At 78.1% G+C, this 19,388-nt stretch carries 11 protein-coding genes; all 11 read left to right on the top strand.

The genetic code is table 11. The features are described from left to right. The first annotated feature begins 8 nt into the window (after positions 1-8). The 11 genes from ACFYWL_RS04010 (at position 9) to ACFYWL_RS03960 (ending at position 19,387) form a co-directional block, all read left to right on the top strand. Positions 9-422, top strand: a complete 414-nt coding sequence (locus ACFYWL_RS04010; RefSeq protein ID WP_386967038.1) for a type II toxin-antitoxin system Phd/YefM family antitoxin — start codon at positions 9-11, stop codon at positions 420-422. Positions 423-564: 142 nt separating this feature from the next. Beyond that, positions 565-1,131, top strand: a complete 567-nt coding sequence (locus ACFYWL_RS04005; protein ID WP_386967036.1) for a GNAT family N-acetyltransferase — start codon at positions 565-567, stop codon at positions 1,129-1,131. Between the two features lie 466 nt (positions 1,132-1,597). Next, a complete protein-coding gene (locus ACFYWL_RS04000; RefSeq protein ID WP_386967034.1) occupies positions 1,598-4,888 on the top strand; it encodes an amino acid adenylation domain-containing protein in 3,291 nt (1,096 codons plus the stop codon). Then, on the top strand, positions 4,885-5,982 hold the full coding sequence (locus ACFYWL_RS03995; RefSeq protein WP_386967031.1) for a TauD/TfdA family dioxygenase: 1,098 nt from the start codon (positions 4,885-4,887) through the stop codon (positions 5,980-5,982). Before ACFYWL_RS04000 ends, ACFYWL_RS03995 begins: the two co-directional genes overlap by 4 nt. Then, complete coding sequence (locus ACFYWL_RS03990; protein WP_386967028.1) at positions 5,979-6,995, top strand: TauD/TfdA family dioxygenase; 1,017 nt, start codon at positions 5,979-5,981, stop codon at positions 6,993-6,995. Before ACFYWL_RS03995 ends, ACFYWL_RS03990 begins: the two co-directional genes overlap by 4 nt. Further along, entirely contained in the window at positions 6,992-12,394 is a 5,403-nt protein-coding gene (locus ACFYWL_RS03985) for an amino acid adenylation domain-containing protein (RefSeq protein ID WP_386967025.1), read from the top strand. Before ACFYWL_RS03990 ends, ACFYWL_RS03985 begins: the two co-directional genes overlap by 4 nt. After that, the gene (locus ACFYWL_RS03980; RefSeq protein WP_386967022.1) at positions 12,387-13,142 is read left to right on the top strand and encodes a thioesterase II family protein; all 756 of its coding nucleotides are present in this window, start codon (positions 12,387-12,389) and stop codon (positions 13,140-13,142) included. Before ACFYWL_RS03985 ends, ACFYWL_RS03980 begins: the two co-directional genes overlap by 8 nt. Next, on the top strand, positions 13,139-13,840 hold the full coding sequence (locus ACFYWL_RS03975; protein WP_386967020.1) for a thioesterase II family protein: 702 nt from the start codon (positions 13,139-13,141) through the stop codon (positions 13,838-13,840). The genes ACFYWL_RS03980 and ACFYWL_RS03975 overlap by 4 nt, the downstream gene beginning before the upstream one ends. Further along, positions 13,837-14,703 carry an SDR family oxidoreductase gene (locus tag ACFYWL_RS03970; RefSeq protein WP_386967017.1) on the top strand — a complete coding sequence of 289 codons (867 nt, stop codon included), beginning with the start codon at positions 13,837-13,839 and terminating at the stop codon, positions 14,701-14,703. Before ACFYWL_RS03975 ends, ACFYWL_RS03970 begins: the two co-directional genes overlap by 4 nt. Next, positions 14,700-17,576, top strand: coding sequence for a non-ribosomal peptide synthetase (locus ACFYWL_RS03965; RefSeq protein ID WP_386967014.1), 2,877 nt, complete (start codon positions 14,700-14,702; stop codon positions 17,574-17,576). The genes ACFYWL_RS03970 and ACFYWL_RS03965 overlap by 4 nt, the downstream gene beginning before the upstream one ends. Further along, entirely contained in the window at positions 17,573-19,387 is a 1,815-nt protein-coding gene (locus ACFYWL_RS03960) for a condensation domain-containing protein (protein WP_386967012.1), read from the top strand. Before ACFYWL_RS03965 ends, ACFYWL_RS03960 begins: the two co-directional genes overlap by 4 nt. Position 19,388 lies beyond the last annotated feature (1 nt).

Genomic DNA, 19,388 nt, shown 5'->3' with positions numbered 1-19,388 from the left:
ATGGAGTCATGGCTGCTCCCGCACTGGCTCACGAGCCCACCCCGCCGCGTGCCCTGTCGCTGCGCGAGACCCGCACCCGGCTGACCCAGCTCATCGCGATGGCCGAGCTGACCGACACGGTCACCCTGGTCACCCGCGACGGCGACCCCCGCCCGATCGCCGCGATCGTGCCCGCCCCCGCCGCCCGCAGCGCGGCCCAGGCGCGGGCCGACGCCGACCGGCTCGCCACGGTGACAGCGGGCTGGGCCCGCCGCCTCGAGGAGTCGCACCGGCAGAGCAGCCGGCGGCACGCCGCCGAGCTGCGGGCCGTCACCGAGGCGCTCGCCGAGGTCTGGGCCGAGCTCGACCGCCGGGTCGCCCCCGGCAGCGACCCGGCCCTGGCCCGGCTCCGCGCCGCCCACGCCGACCTCCTGCGCGACTGACCCCGCTTGGTGGGGCGGCGCTCGGCCCCGGCGGCCCGAGCGCCGGACCGACGTGCGTTCCCGCCTCCGGCGGGCCGGGTGCGACCGCACACCCGGGTATGGTCTGCTGGACCGGTCCCGCCCCGCACCCCCGGGAGGCCCGGTGTTCGCTCGCCCCCTGACCGCCGACGCCGAGCTGCGTCCGCTGGAGCCGTGGCGCGCCGAGGAGTTCCTCGGCCACCTCGACCGGGCCCGGGAGCACATCGCGCCCTGGGTGGGGGCGTCGTTCGTGGCCACCGACCTCGCGTCCGCGCGGGCCGTCCTGCAACGCTACGCCGACGCGCAAGCCCGCGATGCCGGCGGGATCTGGGGCATCTGGCTCACGGGCCCGGCCCCGCAACAGCCGACGCTGGTCGGCGGGGTCATGTTCGTCTTGTTCGACGCCGCGCTCGGCGTGTGCGAGGCGGGCTGCTGGCTGGAGCCGGCCGCGCAGGGGCGGGGCCTGATCACCCGCGCCGCCGGCCTGATCGTCGACTGGGCGGTGCGGGAGCGGGGCATCCACCGGGTCGAGTGGCGGACGAACCCGCGCAACGCCCGCAGCATCGCCGTCGCCCGCCGGCTGGGCATGCGCCGCGACGGCACGCTGCGCCAGGCGGTTCCCGGGCCGGGCGGGCGCGTCGACATCGACGTCTGGTCGGTCCTCGCCGACGAGTGGCGGCGGCCGGCCTGACGGCCCGCCCGGTGCCCGGGGCGTCACCGGGCGGCCGGCGCGCACGGCGACCTGTCGGTCGGGAGCGCACGGCGACCTGCCGGTCGCGCGGGCGCGGCCGGACCTCTTCGGGGGCGTGGCGGCTTCCCGACAGCCGCGGGCCGGCGCAGCCGGCGGCTGGCGACCCCGCCCGGAGCATCGACCCTGCTCAGCACGCTCCTCGCCCGGCGGGCAGGTCGCTCGACGGGTGGAACGCCTGGTTCGCATTCCGCCACCGATCTCCCACATGTTGGGAGGGCTCTTGGCATTCCCATCGGCGCTCGTGGAATCTCTCAGCGGAGAGCAATCGATTGATCGCTTTAAGTAGCACAGCGTGAGGAGTCCGGGGCGCTGACCTGCCGAGGGGTCATCCAGGGCACACGTACCGTTACGATCTTGGGGGCCGTTCGGTGTCTGGCTGCACGCGCACGACGAATCGCGGGCGGAAGTGACCATCTCCGCCCGGCCCGCCGGGCCGGTGCGCCGGGCCAGCGCACCCCGCGTCCCCGACGTCCCACCCACCGGCGTCTGCCTGCACCGTCTGGTCGAGGCCCAGGTGGAGCGGACTCCCGACGCCGAGGCGGTGCGCGCCGGTGACCGGGCGCTGACATACCGGCAACTCGACGAGGCGGCCAACCGGCTCGCCCGGATCCTGCTGGCGCGCGGCGTCACCGGCCAGGAGCGGGTCGGCGTCTGCCTGCCACGCGACGCCGACCTGGTGGTGGCCCTGCTGGCGGTGCTCAAGGCCGGCGCGGCGTACGTGCCCCTCGACCCGGCGTACCCGCCGGCGCGGGTGGCGTTCATGACCGAGGACTCCGGCGCCCGGCTGGTGCTCACCCGCGCCGCCCTGGCCGACCGCTTCGGCCCCGCCGCGCTGCCCCTGGACACCCTCGATGCGGCCGCGACGCCCGCCGACCGCCCGGAGGCGCACGCCGACGCGGCCGGGCTCGCCTACGTCATCTACACCTCCGGCTCCACGGGGCTGCCGAAGGGGGTGGCCATCGAACACCGCTCCGCCTCGGCGCTGATGGGCTGGGCCCGGTCCGCCTTCTCGGTGCAGGAACTGAGCGGCGTGCTGGCCGCCACCAGCGTCTGCTTCGACCTGTCGGTGTTCGAGATCTTCGGCCCGCTGTGCTGGGGCGGGCGGGTGCTGCTGGTCGACAACGTCCTCGCCCTCGCCGGCCCCGATGCCGCCGCGCTGCCGGTCACCCTGGTCAACACCGTCCCCTCGGCGATGAGCGAGCTGCTCGCCGCCGACGCCCTGCCAGCCGGCGTGCGCACCGTGTGCCTGGCCGGCGAGCCGCTGACCGCGGCCCTGGCCGCCCGTGTCCTGGCCCGTCCCGGGGTGCGCCGGCTGCTCAACCTCTACGGCCCGTCCGAGGACACCACCTACTCGACCTGGGCGGAGATCACCGCCGACGGGGGCGTCCCCCCGATCGGCCGGCCGCTGCCGCGCACCCGGGCGTACGTGCTGGCCGCCGACGGGATGCCGGTGCCGCCCGGCACCCCGGGGGAGCTGTACCTGGCGGGCGCGGGCCTGGCGCGGGGCTACCTCGACCGGCCGGACGAGACCGCCGCCCGGTTCCTGCGCGACCCGTTCCGCCCCGGCGAGCGGATGTACCGCACCGGGGACCGGGTCCGGCTGCGCCCCGACGGGCAACTGGAGTTCCTCGGCCGCCTCGACGACCAGGTCAAGCTGCGCGGCTACCGCATCGAGCTGGGCGAGGTCGCGGCGGCTTTGGCCGACCTGCCCGGCGTACGGGAGGCCGCCGCCGCCGTGCGCACCGGGCCCAGCGGCGACCCGCTCCTGGTCGGCTACCTGGTCGGCGCGCGCCGCGACGACGTGCCGGCCCGGCTGCGCGAGCGGCTGCCCGCCCCGCTGGTGCCGGCGACGGTGGTGTGGCTGGACCGGATGCCGACCACCCCGAGCGGCAAGGTGGACCGGGCGGCCCTGCCGTCGCCGCAGTGGGAAGCGGCCGAATGGGAGGCGGCCGACCCGCCGCACCCGGCCGACGCCGACGCTTTCGCCGCCGACGCCACCGATCCCGCCGCCGCCGGCCTCGTCGGGCAGGTCGCCGCCGTCTGGCGGGACGTGCTCGGCGTGCCGGTCGCCGGGCCGCAGGCCGACTTCTTCGACCTCGGCGGCGACTCCCTGCTCGCCCTGCGCTGCGCGGCCCGGCTCGCCACCGTCACCGGGGGGCCCGTGCCGCCGGCCGCGCTGTTCGACCATCCCACCGTGGCCGCCCTCGCCGCCCACCTGGCCACGTCGACCGCCGCCCCGCCGCCCCCGGCCCTCGCCCGGCCCGCCACCGATCCGGCCGGTGTCGGCCCGCCCGTCGCCGACGGGCCCGCGCCGCTGTCGGCGGCGCAGCGCCGGCTGTGGTTCCTGCACCAGCTCGACCCGACCGACACCTCCTACCTGGTGTCCTACGTGGTCGAGCTGGACGGCGCCGTGGACCGGGCGGCGCTGGCCCGGGCGCTGCGCCGGGTCGTCGCCCGGCACCCCGCGCTGCGCACCGTGTTTCCCAGCTCCGACGCCGGCCCGGTCCAGCGGGTGCACGACGACCCGCAGGTCGAGCTGGTCCTGGAGCGGCCCGTGCCGGGGGTGCCGCTGGCCGGGCGGGTCGCCGGGGTGGCCGCCGCCAGCGCCCGTACCCCGATGGACCTGGCCGCCGGGCCGCTGCTGCGCGCGCACCTCGTCGCCGACGACCGCCCGCGCTTCGCGCTGCTGCTGGTGGCCCACCACATCGTCTGCGACGACTGGTCGTTCAGCGTGCTCGTGCGCGACCTCGGCCGCTGCTACGACAGCGAACGGGAGGCCGCCGTGCGGGTCACCCGGCCCCGCCCACCGTGGCCGGCCCGGCCCGTGCCGGGGCCGGCGGCGTTCGCGCTGGCCCAGCGGGAGTGGCTGGCCGGCCCGGCCGGCCGCCGCGCCCTGGACGAGGTGGTCGCCGGGCTGCGCGACGCGCCCACCCTGCTCGACCTGGCGGTCCCGCCGGCCGCCCCCGCGCCGTCTCCGCCCGGCCCGGCCGGCCCGCCCGCTCCGCACGCCGCCGACCGCCCGCAGGGGGCCAGCCTGCGGGTGACCGTCGACGCCGCCACCGCCGACGCCGTGCGGCGGCTCGCCCGTGCCCACCGGGCCAGCCTCTACATGGTCGGGCTGGCCGCGTTCGCCGCCCTGCTCGGGGCCCGCACCGGGCGCACCGACCTGCTCGTCGGCACCGCGTTCGCCGGGCGGACCGGCGTCGCGGCCGAGGACAGCGTCGGCTGCTTCGTCAACACGATGCCGCTGCGGCTGCGCCCCGCCCCGCAGCGCGGCTTCGCCGACCTGCTCGCCGAGGCCCGCGCCGCCGCCCTGTTCGCCGGCGAGCGGCAGGGTGTGCCGTTCGACGCGGTGGTGGAGCGGCTGCGCCCGGCCCGCCACCCGCACCGCAACCCGCTGGTGCAGGTCGCCTTCGGCGTGCAGAACGCCCCGGCGGCCACCTGGCGCGGGGCCCAGGGGCTGGACCTCGCGGGGGTGGAACTCGCGCCGGACGCCGCCCGGCTGGACCTCACCTGCTGGCTCGACGAGCGCCGGGGCGACCTGGACGCGCTCTGGACCTACCGGACGGACCTGTTCGACGGGCCCCGCGCGCAGGCGTGGCACCACGACTTCGTCGGGGTGCTCCGCCGGGCGGCGGCCGACCCCGCACGCAGCCTCGCCGAGTGTGTCGACGACCCCTGGGGGACCGAGAGATGACTGAGCAGAGCCGGGTGGCGTCGGCCATCGGACGCCGCCGGCGGGACCGTTCCCTGGTCGACGTACGCCCCGACTGGCCGGGCGGTCCGCTGCCGGCCCTGGTCGAGGCCACCGTGCCGGACCTGGACCTGGCGGCCTGGCTGGCCGGCAACCGGGACACCGTCGACGAGCTGGCCCGCCGGCACGCCGCCGTGCTGCTGCGGGGCTTCGCCGTGACCGGCCCCGCCGACTTCCGGGCCGCGATGGCCGCCCTCTCCGGCGACGTGCTCAGCTACGGCGAGCGGTCCTCGCCGCGCAGCGAGGTCACCGAGGGCGTCTACACCTCCACCGAGCACCCCGCCGACCAGCCGATCGTGTTGCACAACGAGCAGTCGTACACGCTGAACTGGCCGCTGCGGATCGTGTTCTTCTGCGAGACCGAGCCCGCCGCGGGCGGGCGGACGCCGCTGGCCGACAGCCGGCGGGTGCTGGCCCGGCTGCGCCCCGAGACGGTCGCCGGGTTCGAGCGCCGGGGCGGCGTGTGCTACCAGCGCAACTACCTGCCCGGGATCAGCCTGTCCTGGCAGACGGCGTTCCAGACCGACAGCCGCGCCGAGGTCGAGGCATACTGCGCCCGCGCCCGCATCGAGGCGCAGTGGGTGGGCGAGGAGCAGCTGCGCACCCGGCAGGTCCGGCCCGCCGTGCGCGAGCACCCGGTGACGGGGGAGCGCACCTGGTTCAACCACGCGCTGTTCTTCCACGTCACGTCGCTGCCCGACGAGGTCAGCGCGGGGCTGCGCCGGGCGCTGGCCGAGGAGGACCTGCCCTACCAGACCGCGTACGGCGACGGCACGCCGATCGGCGCGGACGTGCTCGCCGAGCTGCGGGCCGCGTACGCGGCGGAGACCCGGTCGTTCCCGTGGCGGCGCGGCGACGTGCTGCTGGTGGAGAACATGCTCGCCGCGCACGCCCGGGAGCCGTTCACCCCGCCCCGGCGCATCCTCACCGCCATGTCCGACCCGGTCACCGCGCCCGAGCTGACGGCGGCCCCGCCCGACGGGGCGCGGGCGGGCGACGGCGCGCCGGCGGCGGCGACCGCCGGGGGCCGGTCGTGAGCGGGCCGGGGCCGCGTCGGCGCGGCACCGCGCCCGCCGCCGCGCCGGTCACCCGGCGGGTGCTCGTCGACGACTCCTTCGTGCTGCTGGTCGAGGCCGCGGTGGCCGACCTCGACCTCGCCGGCTGGCTCGCCGGCCGCCGCGCCGAGCTGCTGCGCGACCTGGACGCCCACGGCGCGGTGCTGTTCCGCGGCTTCGAGGTGGCCACCGCCGACGACTTCAGCCGGGCGGCCCGCGCGGTCACCCCGGACCTGCTCGGCTACCTGGAGCGGGCCGCGCCGCGCACCGAGGTCGCCGACCGGGTGTTCACCTCCACCGAGTTCAACGCCGAGCAGTGGATCCCGCTGCACCACGAGATGTCCTACTCGCACAACTGGCCGACCCACCTCTACTTCTGGTGCGCCCAGCCGGCCACCGGCAGCGGCGGGGCCACCCCGCTGGCCAGCGAGCGGGTGGTGACGCCGCGGATCCCGGCGCAGGTGCGCGAGCGGTTCACCCGCGACGGGGTGTGCTACGTGCGCAACTACGGCCCGCACCTGGACCTGCCGTGGCAGGAGGCGTTCCAGACGACCGACCGGGCGGAGGTGGAGGCGTACTGCGCGGCGTCGGCGACCGAGTTCACCTGGCTCGGCGGCGACGGGCTGCGCACCCGGGCCCGGCGGCAGGCCGTGGCCACCCACCCGCGCACCGGCGAGACGTTCTGGTTCAACCACGCCCACCTGTTCCACAGCTCCAACATGCCGGCCGAGGTGTCCGCCGCGCTGCTGCGCGAGTACGGCCCCGAGGGGCTGCCGCGCAACGCGTACCACGGCGACGGCAGCCCGATCGACGACGAGGTGGTCGCCGGCATCCGGGACCTCTACCGGGAACACGCCGTGTCGGTGCCCTGGCGGCGCGGCGACGTGCTGGTGGTGGACAACTTCCTCGCCACCCACGGGCGGGAGCCCTTCTCCGGCGACCGGCAGATCCTCGTCGCTATGTCCGACCTCTACGTCAACCGGAGCGTGGTGTGAACGGCTACCGACTCTCCCCGGTCCAGCGGCTCGCCTACACCGGGGCGCGGGAACTCGTGCGGGCCCGGGTCCGCCTCGGCCGCCCGCTGGACGCCGCCCGCCTCCAGGCCGCCGTCGACGCGGTGGTCGCCCGGCACGAGGCGCTGCGGCTGACCCTGGTGCACCACCCCGGCCTGCGGGTGCCGTTGCAGGACGTCGACGACGCCCGCTCGGTGACCGTCGGCGCGGCCGGGGAGCTGTCCGTGACCCTCACCGACGACGCCCTGGAGCTGGCCGCCGCCCCGCTGATCGCCGACCCGGCGAGCCTGCGGCTGGTGCTGGCCGACCTGGCGACCGCGTACGCCGGCGGGTCCTGCGCCGACGACCCGGACGCCCTGCAGTTCCTCGACGTCTCCGAGTGGCAGTTCGACGAGCGGCAGCAGGCGGGCCAGCCGGCGGCCTCCGACGTGCCGGCCGCCCGGCTGGTCACCCCGCACGGCGACGACGCGGCCGAGGAGTCGGTGGCCGAGGTGCCGCTGGGCCCGCTGGCCGCCGCCGCCGACGCGGCCGGGGTGACGGTGCCCAGCCTGCTGCTGGCCGCCTGGGCGCTGACCCTGTCCCGCCGGGCCGAGCCGCCCGCCGGGGCCGACGACGCCGACCTGGTGCTGGCCCGCTGGAGCGACGGCCGGCACGCCGACGGCACCGCCGCCGTGGTCGGGCCGCTGGGCGGCTACGCGCCGGTGCGGCTGCGCCTGCCGCTGCCGGCCGCGCCGAAACAGCTCCTCGACGAGGTACGCGGCGCGGAGCGCCCCGCCGAGGAGACGTTCCACCTGCTGGAGCCGGTGGGCGTCGACTCCGCCGCGGTGGCCGGCTTCGCCGCCGTGCCGGCCGTCGACCCGGCGGCCCTGTCCGCCCTCGGGGCCACCGCCGTGCGGGTGAGCGCCCCGCCGCCGGTGGGCGGGCCGCACCTGGCCGCCCTGCTCGACGCGGACACGGTGACCCTGCGGGTGACCGGCGGGCGGCAGCTGCGCGAGGGCCTGCTCGCCGTGCTCGGCACGCTGCCCGCCGCGCTGACCGACGGGGCCCCGCTGGCCCTGCTCGGCGGGGCGGAGACGCGCTGGCTGGTCGAGGCCGCCGGGCCGGCGTCCGACGCGCCGACGCGTACCCTCGCCGACCTGCTCGACGGCGGGCTGGCCGCCGCCGACCCGGACGCCGAGGCGGTGGTCGCCGCCGACGGGGCGTACACCTTCGGCGAGCTGCGCCGGCTCGCCGACGGGGTGGCCGCCGGCCTGGTCGAGCGCGGCCTGCACGGCGGCCGGCGGGTCGGGGTGCTGGCCACCCGCTCCCGGGACACGGTGGTGGCGTTCGTCGGCGTGCTGCGGGCCGGCGCGGTGTTCGTGCCGCTGGACCCGGCCGCGCCCCCGCGCCGCCTCGCCGAGCTGGCCCGCGCGGTCGACGCCGGCCTGGTCCTCGGCGACCGGCCGGTGGCGGGCGTGCCGCACGCGGCCGTCGCCGAGCTCGCCGCCACCGCCACCACCACCGCCGCGTTGCCCGAGACGCGGCCGACCGACCCGGCGTACGTGATCTTCACCTCGGGGTCCACCGGCGCGCCGCGCCCGGTGCTGGTCTCCCACGGCAGCGCCGCGCACCTGGCGCACGCCCTGGAGCGCGTCGTCTACCCGAACGCCCCGGCCGGGGCGCGGGTGGCGGTCAACGCCCCGCTGACCTTCGACGCCTCCGTCAAGCAGCTCGTCCAGCTCGGGCACGGCCGCAGCCTGTGCCTGGTGCCGGAGGAGGCCCGCCGCGACGGCGTCGAGCTGGCCGCCCTGCTTGCCGCGCACCGCGTCGACGTGCTGGACCTGACCCCGTCGCAGCTGCGCATCCTGCTCGCCGCCGACGGGGTGGCCGCCGGCCGGGTCGGGCTGCCGGGGGTGCTGCTGCTCGGCGGCGAGCCGGTGCCGGCGGACCTGTGGGACGCCGTGGCCGCCCTGCCCGGGGTGCGCGCGGTCAACCTGTACGGCCCGACCGAGGCCACCGTGGACGCCACCAGCGCCGAGATCACCGCCGGTCAACCGCCGACGATCGGCCGGCCCCTGCCAGGCACGGGCGCGTGGGTGCTCGACGGCCAGCTCCGCCCGGTGCCGCCCGGGGTGGCCGGCGAGCTGTGCCTGACCGGCCCCCAGCTCGCCGACGGCTACCTCGGCGACCCGGAGGCCACCGCCCGCCGCTTCGTGCCGGCGGCGCTGCCGTCGGGCCGCGTCGAGCGGGTCTACCGCACCGGCGACCGGGTGCGCTTCGACGCGCGGGGGCGGCTGACCTACCTGGGCCGGCTCGACGACCAGGTCAAGGTCAACGGCTTCCGGATCGAGCCGGGGGAGGTCGCCGCCGTCCTGCGCGAGCACCCCGGGGTGGCCGACGCGGCGGTGGTGGCCCGCGACGACGACGGGCACGGCGCGCGGCTGGTCGCGTACGTGACGCCCGCCGGGGGCCCGCCGGCGGTCGACGTGGACCGGGTCGTGGGCATCAACCCGCACGAGACCCGCTACCTCTACGACGAGATCTTCCGCCAGCAGGTCTATCTGCGCGACGGGGTGGTGCTGCGGGCCGGTGCGACGGTCTTCGACGTCGGCGCGAACATCGGCATGTTCTCGCTGTTCGTGCACGCCGTCTGCCCGGACGCCACGATCCACGCGTTCGAGCCGGTGCCGTCGGTGGTCGAGGCGTTGCGCCGCAACGTGTCCGCCTTCGGCGTGCCCGCCACCGTGCACCCGCACGGGCTCGCGGCGGCCCCCGGCGAGGTCGACTTCACCTACTATCCCGGCTACGCCATGATGTCCGGCCACGCCGAGTACGCCGACCCGGCCGCCGAACAGGCCGTCATCCGCCGGTTCCTGGCCAACGAGCGGGACCGGGGCGAGGCCGACCGGGACGCGCTGCTCGACCGGGTCGACGAGCTGCTGACGGAGCGCTTCGCGCCGGACCGGCTCAGCGTGGCCGTCCGGCCGCTGTCCGACGTGATCGACGAGGTGGCCCCCGACCGCATCGACCTGCTCAAGATCGACGTGCAGCGGGCCGAGGCCGACGTCCTCGCCGGGGTCCGGGAGGGGCACTGGCCGCTGGTCGCGCAGGTGGCGATGGAGGTGCACGACGGCGTCGGCACCGCCACCGAGGGCCGCCTCGACGAGCTGATCGCGTTCTTCGAGGACCGCGGCTTCACCGTCGTCACCCGCCAGGACGACCTGCTCGAGGGCACCGACCGCTACACCCTGCACGCGGTGCGCCCCGAGTACGCCGACGACCCCCGCCCGGCGGTGACCGCCGCCCCGGCCGACGGCGAGCCGCTGGACGCCCGCCTCGCCGCCTGGCTGCCCGAGCGGCTGCCCGCGCACCTGGTCCCCGCCGCCGTGGTGGTGCTCGACGCGCTGCCGCTGACCGGCAACGGCAAGCTGGACCGCGCCGCCCTGCCCGCCCCCGAGCGGGGCCGCCGCGCCGCCGGGCCGGACGTAGCCCCCGCCAACCGGGCCGAGGAGATCCTCGCCGAGGCGTGGCAGGAGGTGCTCGGCCTGCCGGCCGTCGGCGTGACCGACAGCTTCTTCGCCCTCGGCGGCGACTCGATCCGCAGCATCCAGATGCAGGTCGCCGCCGCCCGGCGGGGCCTGTCGTTCCGGCTGCGCGACATCTTCGCCCACCAGTCCATCCGGGAGCTGGTCACCCACGGCGAGATCACCCTCGCCGGGCCGGACACCGCCGCGCCGGCCGCCGGGGTGACGCCGGCCGCCGCGTCGCCGGTCGACGGGGCGCGGCCGGTCGACGGCGGCCCGTCCACCGGGCCCGCCGCCGGGCGGCCCGAGCGGGGCGCGGACACCCTCCTGGCCCCCGCCGACCGGGACCGGCTGCCCGCGTCGGTGGTCGACGCGTACCCGATGACCGCCCTGCAACAGGGCATGGTCTACCACTGCGAGCTGACCGGCGACCCGGCGATGTACCACAACGTCACCGCGCACCGCGTCGACGCGCCGCTGGACCCGGCCGCGCTGCGGGCCGCGTTCGCCGCGCTGGTGGCCGCGCACCCGGTGCTGCGCACCGGCTTCGCCCTCGACGGCTACGCCGAGCCACTGCAACTGGTGCACGCCGACGCGCCCGCCGACGTGCCGGTCGACGCGCTGGCCGACGCGGACCCGGCCGCCCGCGCGGCCCACGTCGACGCGCTGATCGCCGCCGAGCGGGCCCGCCCGTTCGACTGGGAACGCCCGCCGCTGGTCCGGCTGCACGCCGTCGACGAGGGCGCCGACGGGTTCACCCTCGTCGTCGCCGAGCACCACGCCGTCCTCGACGGCTGGAGCCTCGACCTGTTCCTGCGCGCCCTGCTGGCCGACCACGAGCGGCGGCGCGCTGGCCGGCCCGCCCCGCCCGCCCCGGCGGCCCTGCCGCCGCACCACCACGTCGCCGCAGAGAAGGCCGCCCTCGCCGACCCGGCCACCCGCCGGTTCTGGCTCGACGGCCCCGGCGCGGCGACCCCGCTGCTGCTCGGCGGGCCCGGGCCCCGGATCACCGTCACCCGGCCGGTGCCGCTGGACGACGACGTCACCGACCGGGTCGCCGAGGCGGCCCGCGCGGCCGGGGTGCCGGTAAAGTCGTACCTGCTGGCGGTGCACCTGCGGGCGCTCGGCGAGACCGCCGGCCGCGACGACGTCGTCTCCGGCCTCGTCGTCGGCGTCCGGCCCGAGGGCGCGGGCAGCGACGCCACCCTCGGGCTGTTCCTCAACACCCTGCCCGTGACGGCGACCCTGCGCGGCCGGCCGCTGGCCGAGCTGGCCGGGGACGCCTGGCACGCCGAGCGGTCCCTGATGGGCCACCACCGGTTCCCGCTGGCCGAGATCGTCCGGGCCGGCGGGGCGGGGCCCCGCTTCGACAGCTTCTTCAACTACACCCACTTCCACGCCGACGACCGCGCCGGCCCCCGCGTCGTGGCCAGCCGGGTGACCACCGTCGACGTCGGGTTCAGCCTCGCCGTCGACGTGGCGGTGGCCCCCGACACCGGCCGGCTCGCCCTCGCCCTCCAGTACGACGGCCGCCGCTTCGACACGGACTGGGCCGACCGGCTCGCCGCGACCTTCACCCGGCTGCTGGCCACCGAGCCGACCGCCGCGCTGCCGCCCGCCGGGCCGCCGGCCGACCCGACGCCCACCGACGCCCGGTCCCGCTGGTCGGCGCGGGTCGCCGGGGCGTGGCGCGACGTCCTCGGGGTGACGCCGCGTTCGGCCGCCACCACGTTCGCCGCCGCAGGCGGGGACTCGCTGCGGGCGCTGCGCCTGGTCCGCACGCTGCGCCAGCGGTACGGCACCGGGCTGACCCTGGCCGAGTTCGCCGACCTGGCCGACTTCGGGGCGCTGGTGGACCGGGTGGCCCGCGATGGCTGACCGCGACCCGTGGCTGGTGGTCCGCGCGCCGGTGCCCCGCCCCGCGCTGCGGCTGTTCTGCCTGCCCTACGCCGGCGGCAACGCGGGCGCGTTCGAGAGCTGGCGCACCGGGCTGCCCCGGTCCGTCGAGGTCAACGCCGTGCAGTACCCGGGGCGGCGGGAACGCGCCGCCGAGGCCGCCCCGCGCCGGATGACCCCGCTGGTGCAGGCCCTGGAGGCGGCGCTCGCGCCCCACCTCGACCGCCCGTACGCCGTCTACGGCGACTGCCTCGGCGCGTACGTGGCGTTCGAGCTGGTCCGGCGGCTGGCCCGGCGCGGCCACCGGCCCGCCGACGCGCTGGTGGTCTCCTCGGCGGTGCCGCCGCACCGGTCCACTGTCGAGCCGGACTACTCCACGCTGGACGACGCCGCGTTCCTCGCCGCGCTGGTCGCGCTCGGCACCCTGCCGCCGGCGGTGGCCGGGCACCCGGACCTGGCCGCCGCGGCCCTGCCGGCGGCCCGCGCCGACTTCGAGCTGGGCCGCAGCTACCGGCTGCGCGACGCCGACCCGGTGGCCGTCCCGGTCACCGTCGTCGTCGGCGACGCCGACCCGCACGTGTCGGCGGTGGACGCGGCGGCCTGGGCCGACCTGACCACCGCCGGCTGCGCCACGCTGACCGTTCCCGGCGGGCACGACCTGCTCGCCCGGGCCGACGCCGGGCTGCTGCGCGCCGTCCGGACCGCCCTCACCGGCAAGGAGCCGTCTTGACCCGCACGACACTGCTCTGCTTCCCGTACGCCGGCGCGGGCCCGTCGGTGTACCAACCGTGGCGGCGCGTCGCCCCGCCCGAGCTGGACGTCGTCCCGGTGTCGCTGCCGGGGCGGGAGAAGCGGTTCGTCGAGGAGCCGTACCGCCGCCTGGAGCAGGCCGTCGACGGGCTGCTCGACGAGGTCCTCGAACTGGTCGCCGGCCGCGACCGGGTGGCCCTGTTCGGGCACAGCATGGGCGCGGTGCTCGCCTACGAGATGACCCGCCGGCTCACCGGGGCCGCCGGGGTGGCCGTCACCCACCTGTTCGTCAGCGGCTCCCCGGACCCGTGGTCGGGGCGCGAGCGCACCGCCGCCGGGCTGCCCGACGACGAGTTCGTCGCGCGGGTGGAGGAGTTCGCCGGATACACCCACCCGGCGCTGGCCGACCCCGACATGCGGGAGCTGCTGCTGCCGGTGCTGCGCGCCGACGTGGAGCTGCACGAGGCGTACCGGCCGGCGGCGGAGAAGCGCGTCGACGTGCCGGTGACCGCCCTGCGCGGCGCGGACGACACCCTCGTCGCCGACGAGGCGCTCGCCGGCTGGGCGCGGGTCACCTCGGCCGGCTTCGCCGTGCGGCGGCTGCCCGGCGGCCACATGTACCTCACCGACGCCCCGGCGGCCCTGCTCGACCTGGTCGGCGCGGAGCTGGCGCGATGACCGACGCGCCGACCCGCCCCGCACCGGTGGTCGCCGGCGACCGGCTGGCCGGCAAGACCGCCATCGTCACCGGGGCCGCCCGGGGGCTGGGCCGCGCCTGCGCGGTGACGTTCGCCGCCCAGGGGGCCGACGTGGTCCTCGTCGACCTGGCCGGCGACCTGCCCGGCGTGCCGTACCCGCTGGGCTCGGCGAGCCAGCTCGCGCACACCGCCGACCTGTGCGCCGGGTACGGGGCAGCCGCGTACCCGGTCGAGGCCGACGTGCGGGACCTGGCCGCCGTCCGGGCCGCCGTCGCGCTGGCGGTGGCGCGCTTCGGCCGGGTCGACGTGCTGGTCAACAACGCCGGTATCGCCGCGCCGTCGGGCAAGCCGACGCACGAGATCACCGAGGCCGAGTGGCAGCTCATGCTGGACGTCGACCTGTCCGGGCCGTGGCGGATGATCAGCGCGGTCGGCGAGGTGATGTGCCGGCAGCGCGCCGGCAGCATCGTCAACGTCGCCTCCACCGCCGGGCTGGTCGGCTACCGGCACTTCGCCGGCTACGTCGCGGCCAAGCACGGCCTGGTCGGGCTGACCCGGGCCGCCGCGCTCGACTACGCCCCGCTGCGGGTGCGGGTCAACGCGCTGTGCCCCGGCTCGGTGCGCGACGACCCGCACGTCGAGGGCCGGATGCTCGCCGAGATCGCCCGGTCGCTGGAGGTCCCGGTCGCCGAGCACGAGGAGACGTTCGTGCAGGCCCAGCCGATGAACGCGCTGATCGAGCCCGGCGCGGTGGCCCAGGCGGCGCTCTGGCTCGCCTCGGACGAGTCCGCGCAGGTCACCGGCTCGGTCATCACCGTCGACGGAGGGTTCACCACCCGATGAGCGCCCCCCACACCCCCCACCCGGCCGAGGCGGGCCGGTTCTGCCACGCCGCCAGCGCCCGGGTCGCCCCCGACGCCGACGCCGACGGCCTCGCCGAGGCGTACGCCGGGCTCACCCGGCGGCACGGCCTGGCCGGCGGGCGGCTGTGGGTGGAGCGGGTGCCGGCCGGGCTGGCCGCGCGCCGCCGCGACGCCGAGCTGGCCCGGCCGCTGCCGGCTGGCGGCCCGGACCTGCGGGCGGTGCTGCTGCGCCACGACGACGGGGCCGACCTGGTGCTGGTCGCCCGCCGGCACGCCGTGGGCCGGCACCGCCTCGGCGCCCTGCTGGCCGAGCTGACCGACCCCGCCGCCCCGGCGCCCCCGGTCGTCGTCCCGGATCAGCCCGTCGTGCCGGGTCGGCCCGTGCCCCCCACGACCGCCGCGCACCCGGCCGCCGCCGGGAGCGGCGGGTCGGACGACGCCACCCCCGCCGCCGCCTCCGCCGCCGACATCGACACGGACGCCGCCGACGACGCCGGGGACACCGGCTGGCGGCGCGGCGACCCCGGGCCGGACCGGCTCGCCGCGCACACCGTCGCCGTGCCGGCCGGGACCGACCTGGCCGCCCTCGTCGCGGCCGTCGGCGCGGTGCTGGCCCGGTACCGGGGCGTGCGCCGCGCCCACGTCGGCGCGGTCGTCGACGAGCGGCTGGCCGTCGTCGGGGTGCCGGTCGACCGCGGGGCCCGCGACCTGCTCGCCACCGCCGCCGCGACCGGGCTGCCGTGGCCGGCCCCCGGCGGCGCGCCGCCGGCCGGGCTCCTCGACGTCGAGGCCGGCGTGCTCGACGCGGCCAGCCCCGCCGACGCGTACCGGCCCTGCCTGGCCCCGCTGTGGCCGCTGACCCTGGCGCTGGCCGGCACCACGCTGACCTGCCACCACCGCACCGCCGGGTGGGCGTCCGACCTGGTCGCGGCGTTCGCCCGCCAGGTCGTGCGGGTGCTCGGGCAGGTCCTCGCCGACCCGGACCGCCCGCTGGCCGGTCACGACCTGTTCGACGACGCCGAGCGGGCCGCGATCGTCGCCCTCGGCCGGGGCCCCGGCGGGCCGCCCCCGGCGGTCGACACCATCGCCGGCCGCGTCGCCCGGCACGCCAGGCGGCGACCCGACGCGCCGGCCGTGTCCTGCGCCGGCCAACAGCTGACGTACGCGCAACTGGACGCCCGCGCCACCCGGGTGGCCCGCGCCCTCGCCGCGCGCGGGGTGGCCCCCGGCGACCGGGTGGGCGTCTGCCTGGACCGGTCGGTCGACCTGATCGCGGTGCTGCTCGGCGTGCTGCGGGCGGGGGCCGCGTACGTGCCCGTCGACCCGGCGTACCCGGCCGAGCGGATCCGCTACACCGTCGAGGACTCCGGCGTCGCGCTGCTCGTCGGCGGCGGCGGGATCGACCCGGCCGGGTTGACCGCCGGCCCGGACGACGCGGCGGGGGAGGAGCCTGCGGCGGGCGGGCCCGACGACACCGCGTACGTCATCTACACCTCCGGCTCCACGGGCCGCCCCAAGGGCGTGTGCGTCCCGCACCGCAACGTCCTCGCCCTCGTCGACGCCACCGCCGGGGACTTCGGGCTCGGCCCGGCCGACGTGTGGACGATGTTCCACTCCAGCGCCTTCGACTTCTCCGTGTGGGAGATCTGGGGCTGCCTGCTCACCGGCGGGCACCTGGTGGTCGTCCCGCACCTGGTCACCCGGTCCCCGCACGAGTTCCACGCGCTGCTGGCCGCCGAGCGGGTGACCGTGCTCAACCAGACCCCGTCGGCGTTCGCGCAGCTCCTCGACGTCGACCGGCGCGCCGCCGACCGGCTCGCCGTGCGGCTGGTCGTCTTCGGCGGCGAGCCCCTGGACGCCCGGATGCTCACCGGCTGGTTCGACCGGCACCCGGAGCGGGAGTGCCGGGTGGTGAACATGTTCGGCATCACCGAGACCACGGTGCACGTCACCGCGCAGACTCTCGACCGGGGGCTGGCGCTGGCCGGCAGCCGGTCGGTGGGGCGCGCCCTGCCCGGCTGGCGGGTGTACGTGCTCGACCCGGACGGCCGGCTGCTGCCGCCCGGCGCGGCGGGGGAGATCCACGTCGGCGGCGCGGGGGTGGCCGACGGCTACCTGCGCCGCCCCGAGCTGACCGCGCAGCGGTTCCGGCCCGACCCGTGGGCCGGCGGGCGGATGTACCGCAGCGGCGACCGGGGCCGGCTGCTGCCCGACGGCCGGCTGGAGCACCTGGGCCGCCTCGACAACCAGGTGAAGGTGCGCGGCTACCGCATCGAGCTGGACGAGATCCGCCAGGTGCTGCTGGACGACCCGGCGGTGCTGGCCGTGGCCGTGGTGGTGCAGACCGGCGCGGAGTCCGCCGACACCCGGCTGCACGCCTACGTCGTGCTCGCCGACGCCGACGCCGCCACCGAGGCCGACACCGCCGGGGCTCCCGCCGCCGGGGCCAGCGCCGCCGCAGGCGCGCTCGCCGAGGTGCGCCGCCGCGCCGCCCGGATGCTGCCCGACTACATGGTCCCGGCGACGGTCACCGCGCTGCCCGCCCTGCCCCTGACCGGCAACGGCAAGCTCGACACCGCCCGGCTGCCCGCCCCGGCCGAGCCGCCCGCGCCGGCCCCCGCGCCCGCCGCCGACGCGGCGCTGGACGAGCGGATCCGGGCGGTGTGGCAGCGGGTCCTCGGCGCTGAGGTCGGCCCGGAGGACAACTTCTTCGACCTCGGCGGCAACTCGCTGCTGGCCCTGCGGCTGCTCAACGAGCTGCGCGACCAGGGCCTCGCCGACCTCACCCCCCGCCACCTGTACATGCACCAGACCGTGCGCGGGCTGGCCGAGGCGATCGGAGCCGCCCGATGACCCCCGACGTGGACACCCTCGCCCGGCTCTGGCCGCAGGTCGACCGGGTCGCCGTCAAGGACGGCTGCGTGTACGTCGTCGCCGACGACCACCTCGACCCGCTGGCGCTGCGCGGGCAGCTCGCCCGGGAACTGCCCGACGGGGAGCTGCCCCGGCACATCGTCCAGGTCGACTCGCTCGACCCGGCCGACCTGATCGCCCCCGACGACCGTTACGGGGCGTACCAGCCGCCGGGCGACGACACCGAACGGCAGCTCGTGCGGGTGTGGGAGGGGGTGCTGGGGGTGCCCAAGCTCGGCGTGCTCGACGACTTCTACGCCGCCGGCGGGGACTCCCTGGCCGCCGTCGCGCTCGCCGTGGAGGCGCAGCGGGTCTTCGGCGTGGCCGTGTCGCCGGCCGCCGTGCTGCGCCACCCGACCGTGGCCGCCCTCGCCGCCGAGGTGCGCCAGGCCCGCGCCGCCACGCCGCTGCCCCGGGCCGCCGCCGCGCGGGCGTACCCGCTGTCGCCGCAGCAGCGGCGGGTGTTCCTGGCCCAGTCCCGCGACCCCGCCTCGGTGGCCTACCACCTGCCGCTGCTGCTGCCGCTGCCCGACGACGCCGACGCCGCCCGGTTGGGCCAGGCGCTGCGGCACGTGGTGGCCCGGCACGACATCCTGCGCACCGCGTTCGGCACCGAGGCGGGCCGGCCGGTGCAGCGGGTGCTGCCCGGCGTGGTGTGCGAGCTGCCCGAGGTGGCCCGCGCCGCCGACGAGCCGGTGGCGGTGGCCCCGTTCGACCTGGCCGCCCCGCCGCTGCTGCGCGCCGAGCTGCGGCGCACCCCGGCCGGGGCGGCGCTGGCCCTGGAGCTGCACCACATCGTCACCGACGGGCTCTCCCTGGCCCTGCTGCTGCGCGAGGTCGACGCCCGCTACGCCGGCCGCGACCTGCCGCCCGTTCCCGCCCAGTACGCCGACTACGCCGTGTGGACGCACGCGCAGGAGCCGCCGGGGCGCGACTGGTGGCTGGCCCGGTTCGCCGACCCGCCCGCGCCGCCGCGCCTGCCCACCGACGCCGACCGCGTCGCGGGGCCCGCCGCCGGCGGCCCGCCGACCGCCGCCGCCGGTGTCGTGGAGTTCGCCGTGGACGCCGCCCGCACCGCCGCGCTGCGCGCGCTGGCCCGCCGCGAGGGCGTCACCCTGTTCCACCTGCTGCTCGCCGGCTACGCGACGTTCCTCGCCGCCGCCACGGGCGGCCCCGGCGGGGCCGACGGCGTCGACGTGACCGTCGGGACGCCGGTGGCCGGGCGGGGCGCGCCCGGGCTGGACGCCACCATGGGCATGTTCGTCAACACCGTCTGCCTGCGCCACCGGGTCCGCCCCGACGTGCCGTTCCGGGCGCTGCTGGCCGAGGTGGCCCGGGACGCGGTGGACGCCTTCGCCCACCAGGACTTCCCCTTCGACAGCCTGGTCGAGGCGGTGCTGCCGGTGCGCGACCCGCACCGGCACCCGCTGTTCGACACCCTGTTCGCGATGCAACACGCCGAGGTGGCCCGGGTCGAGTTCCTCGGCCGGCCGGTGGAGCTGGCCGTCGCCCCGACCGGGCAGGCCATGTTCGACCTGGACATGCAGGTCTACGAGCGGCCCGACGGGCTCACCGTGCACTGGGCGTACCACGCCGGGCTGTTCCTGCCGCAGACCGTGCGCGCGTTCGCCGACCTGTACCTCGACCTGCTCGACGCCGTGCTGGCCGACCCGGGCCGCCCGGTCGGCGAGCTGACCGGCGCGCCGGCCCCCGTGGCCGCCGCCCCGCCCGCCATCGACATCGACCTGTAGC

Origin of the sequence: Micromonospora sp. NPDC002575, assembly GCF_042889525.1 — a bacterium.
Lineage (GTDB): Bacteria > Actinomycetota > Actinomycetes > Mycobacteriales > Micromonosporaceae > Micromonospora > Micromonospora carbonacea.
Note: the sequence above shows the minus strand (reverse complement) of the source record. Positions and strands in the feature narration are given on the sequence as shown.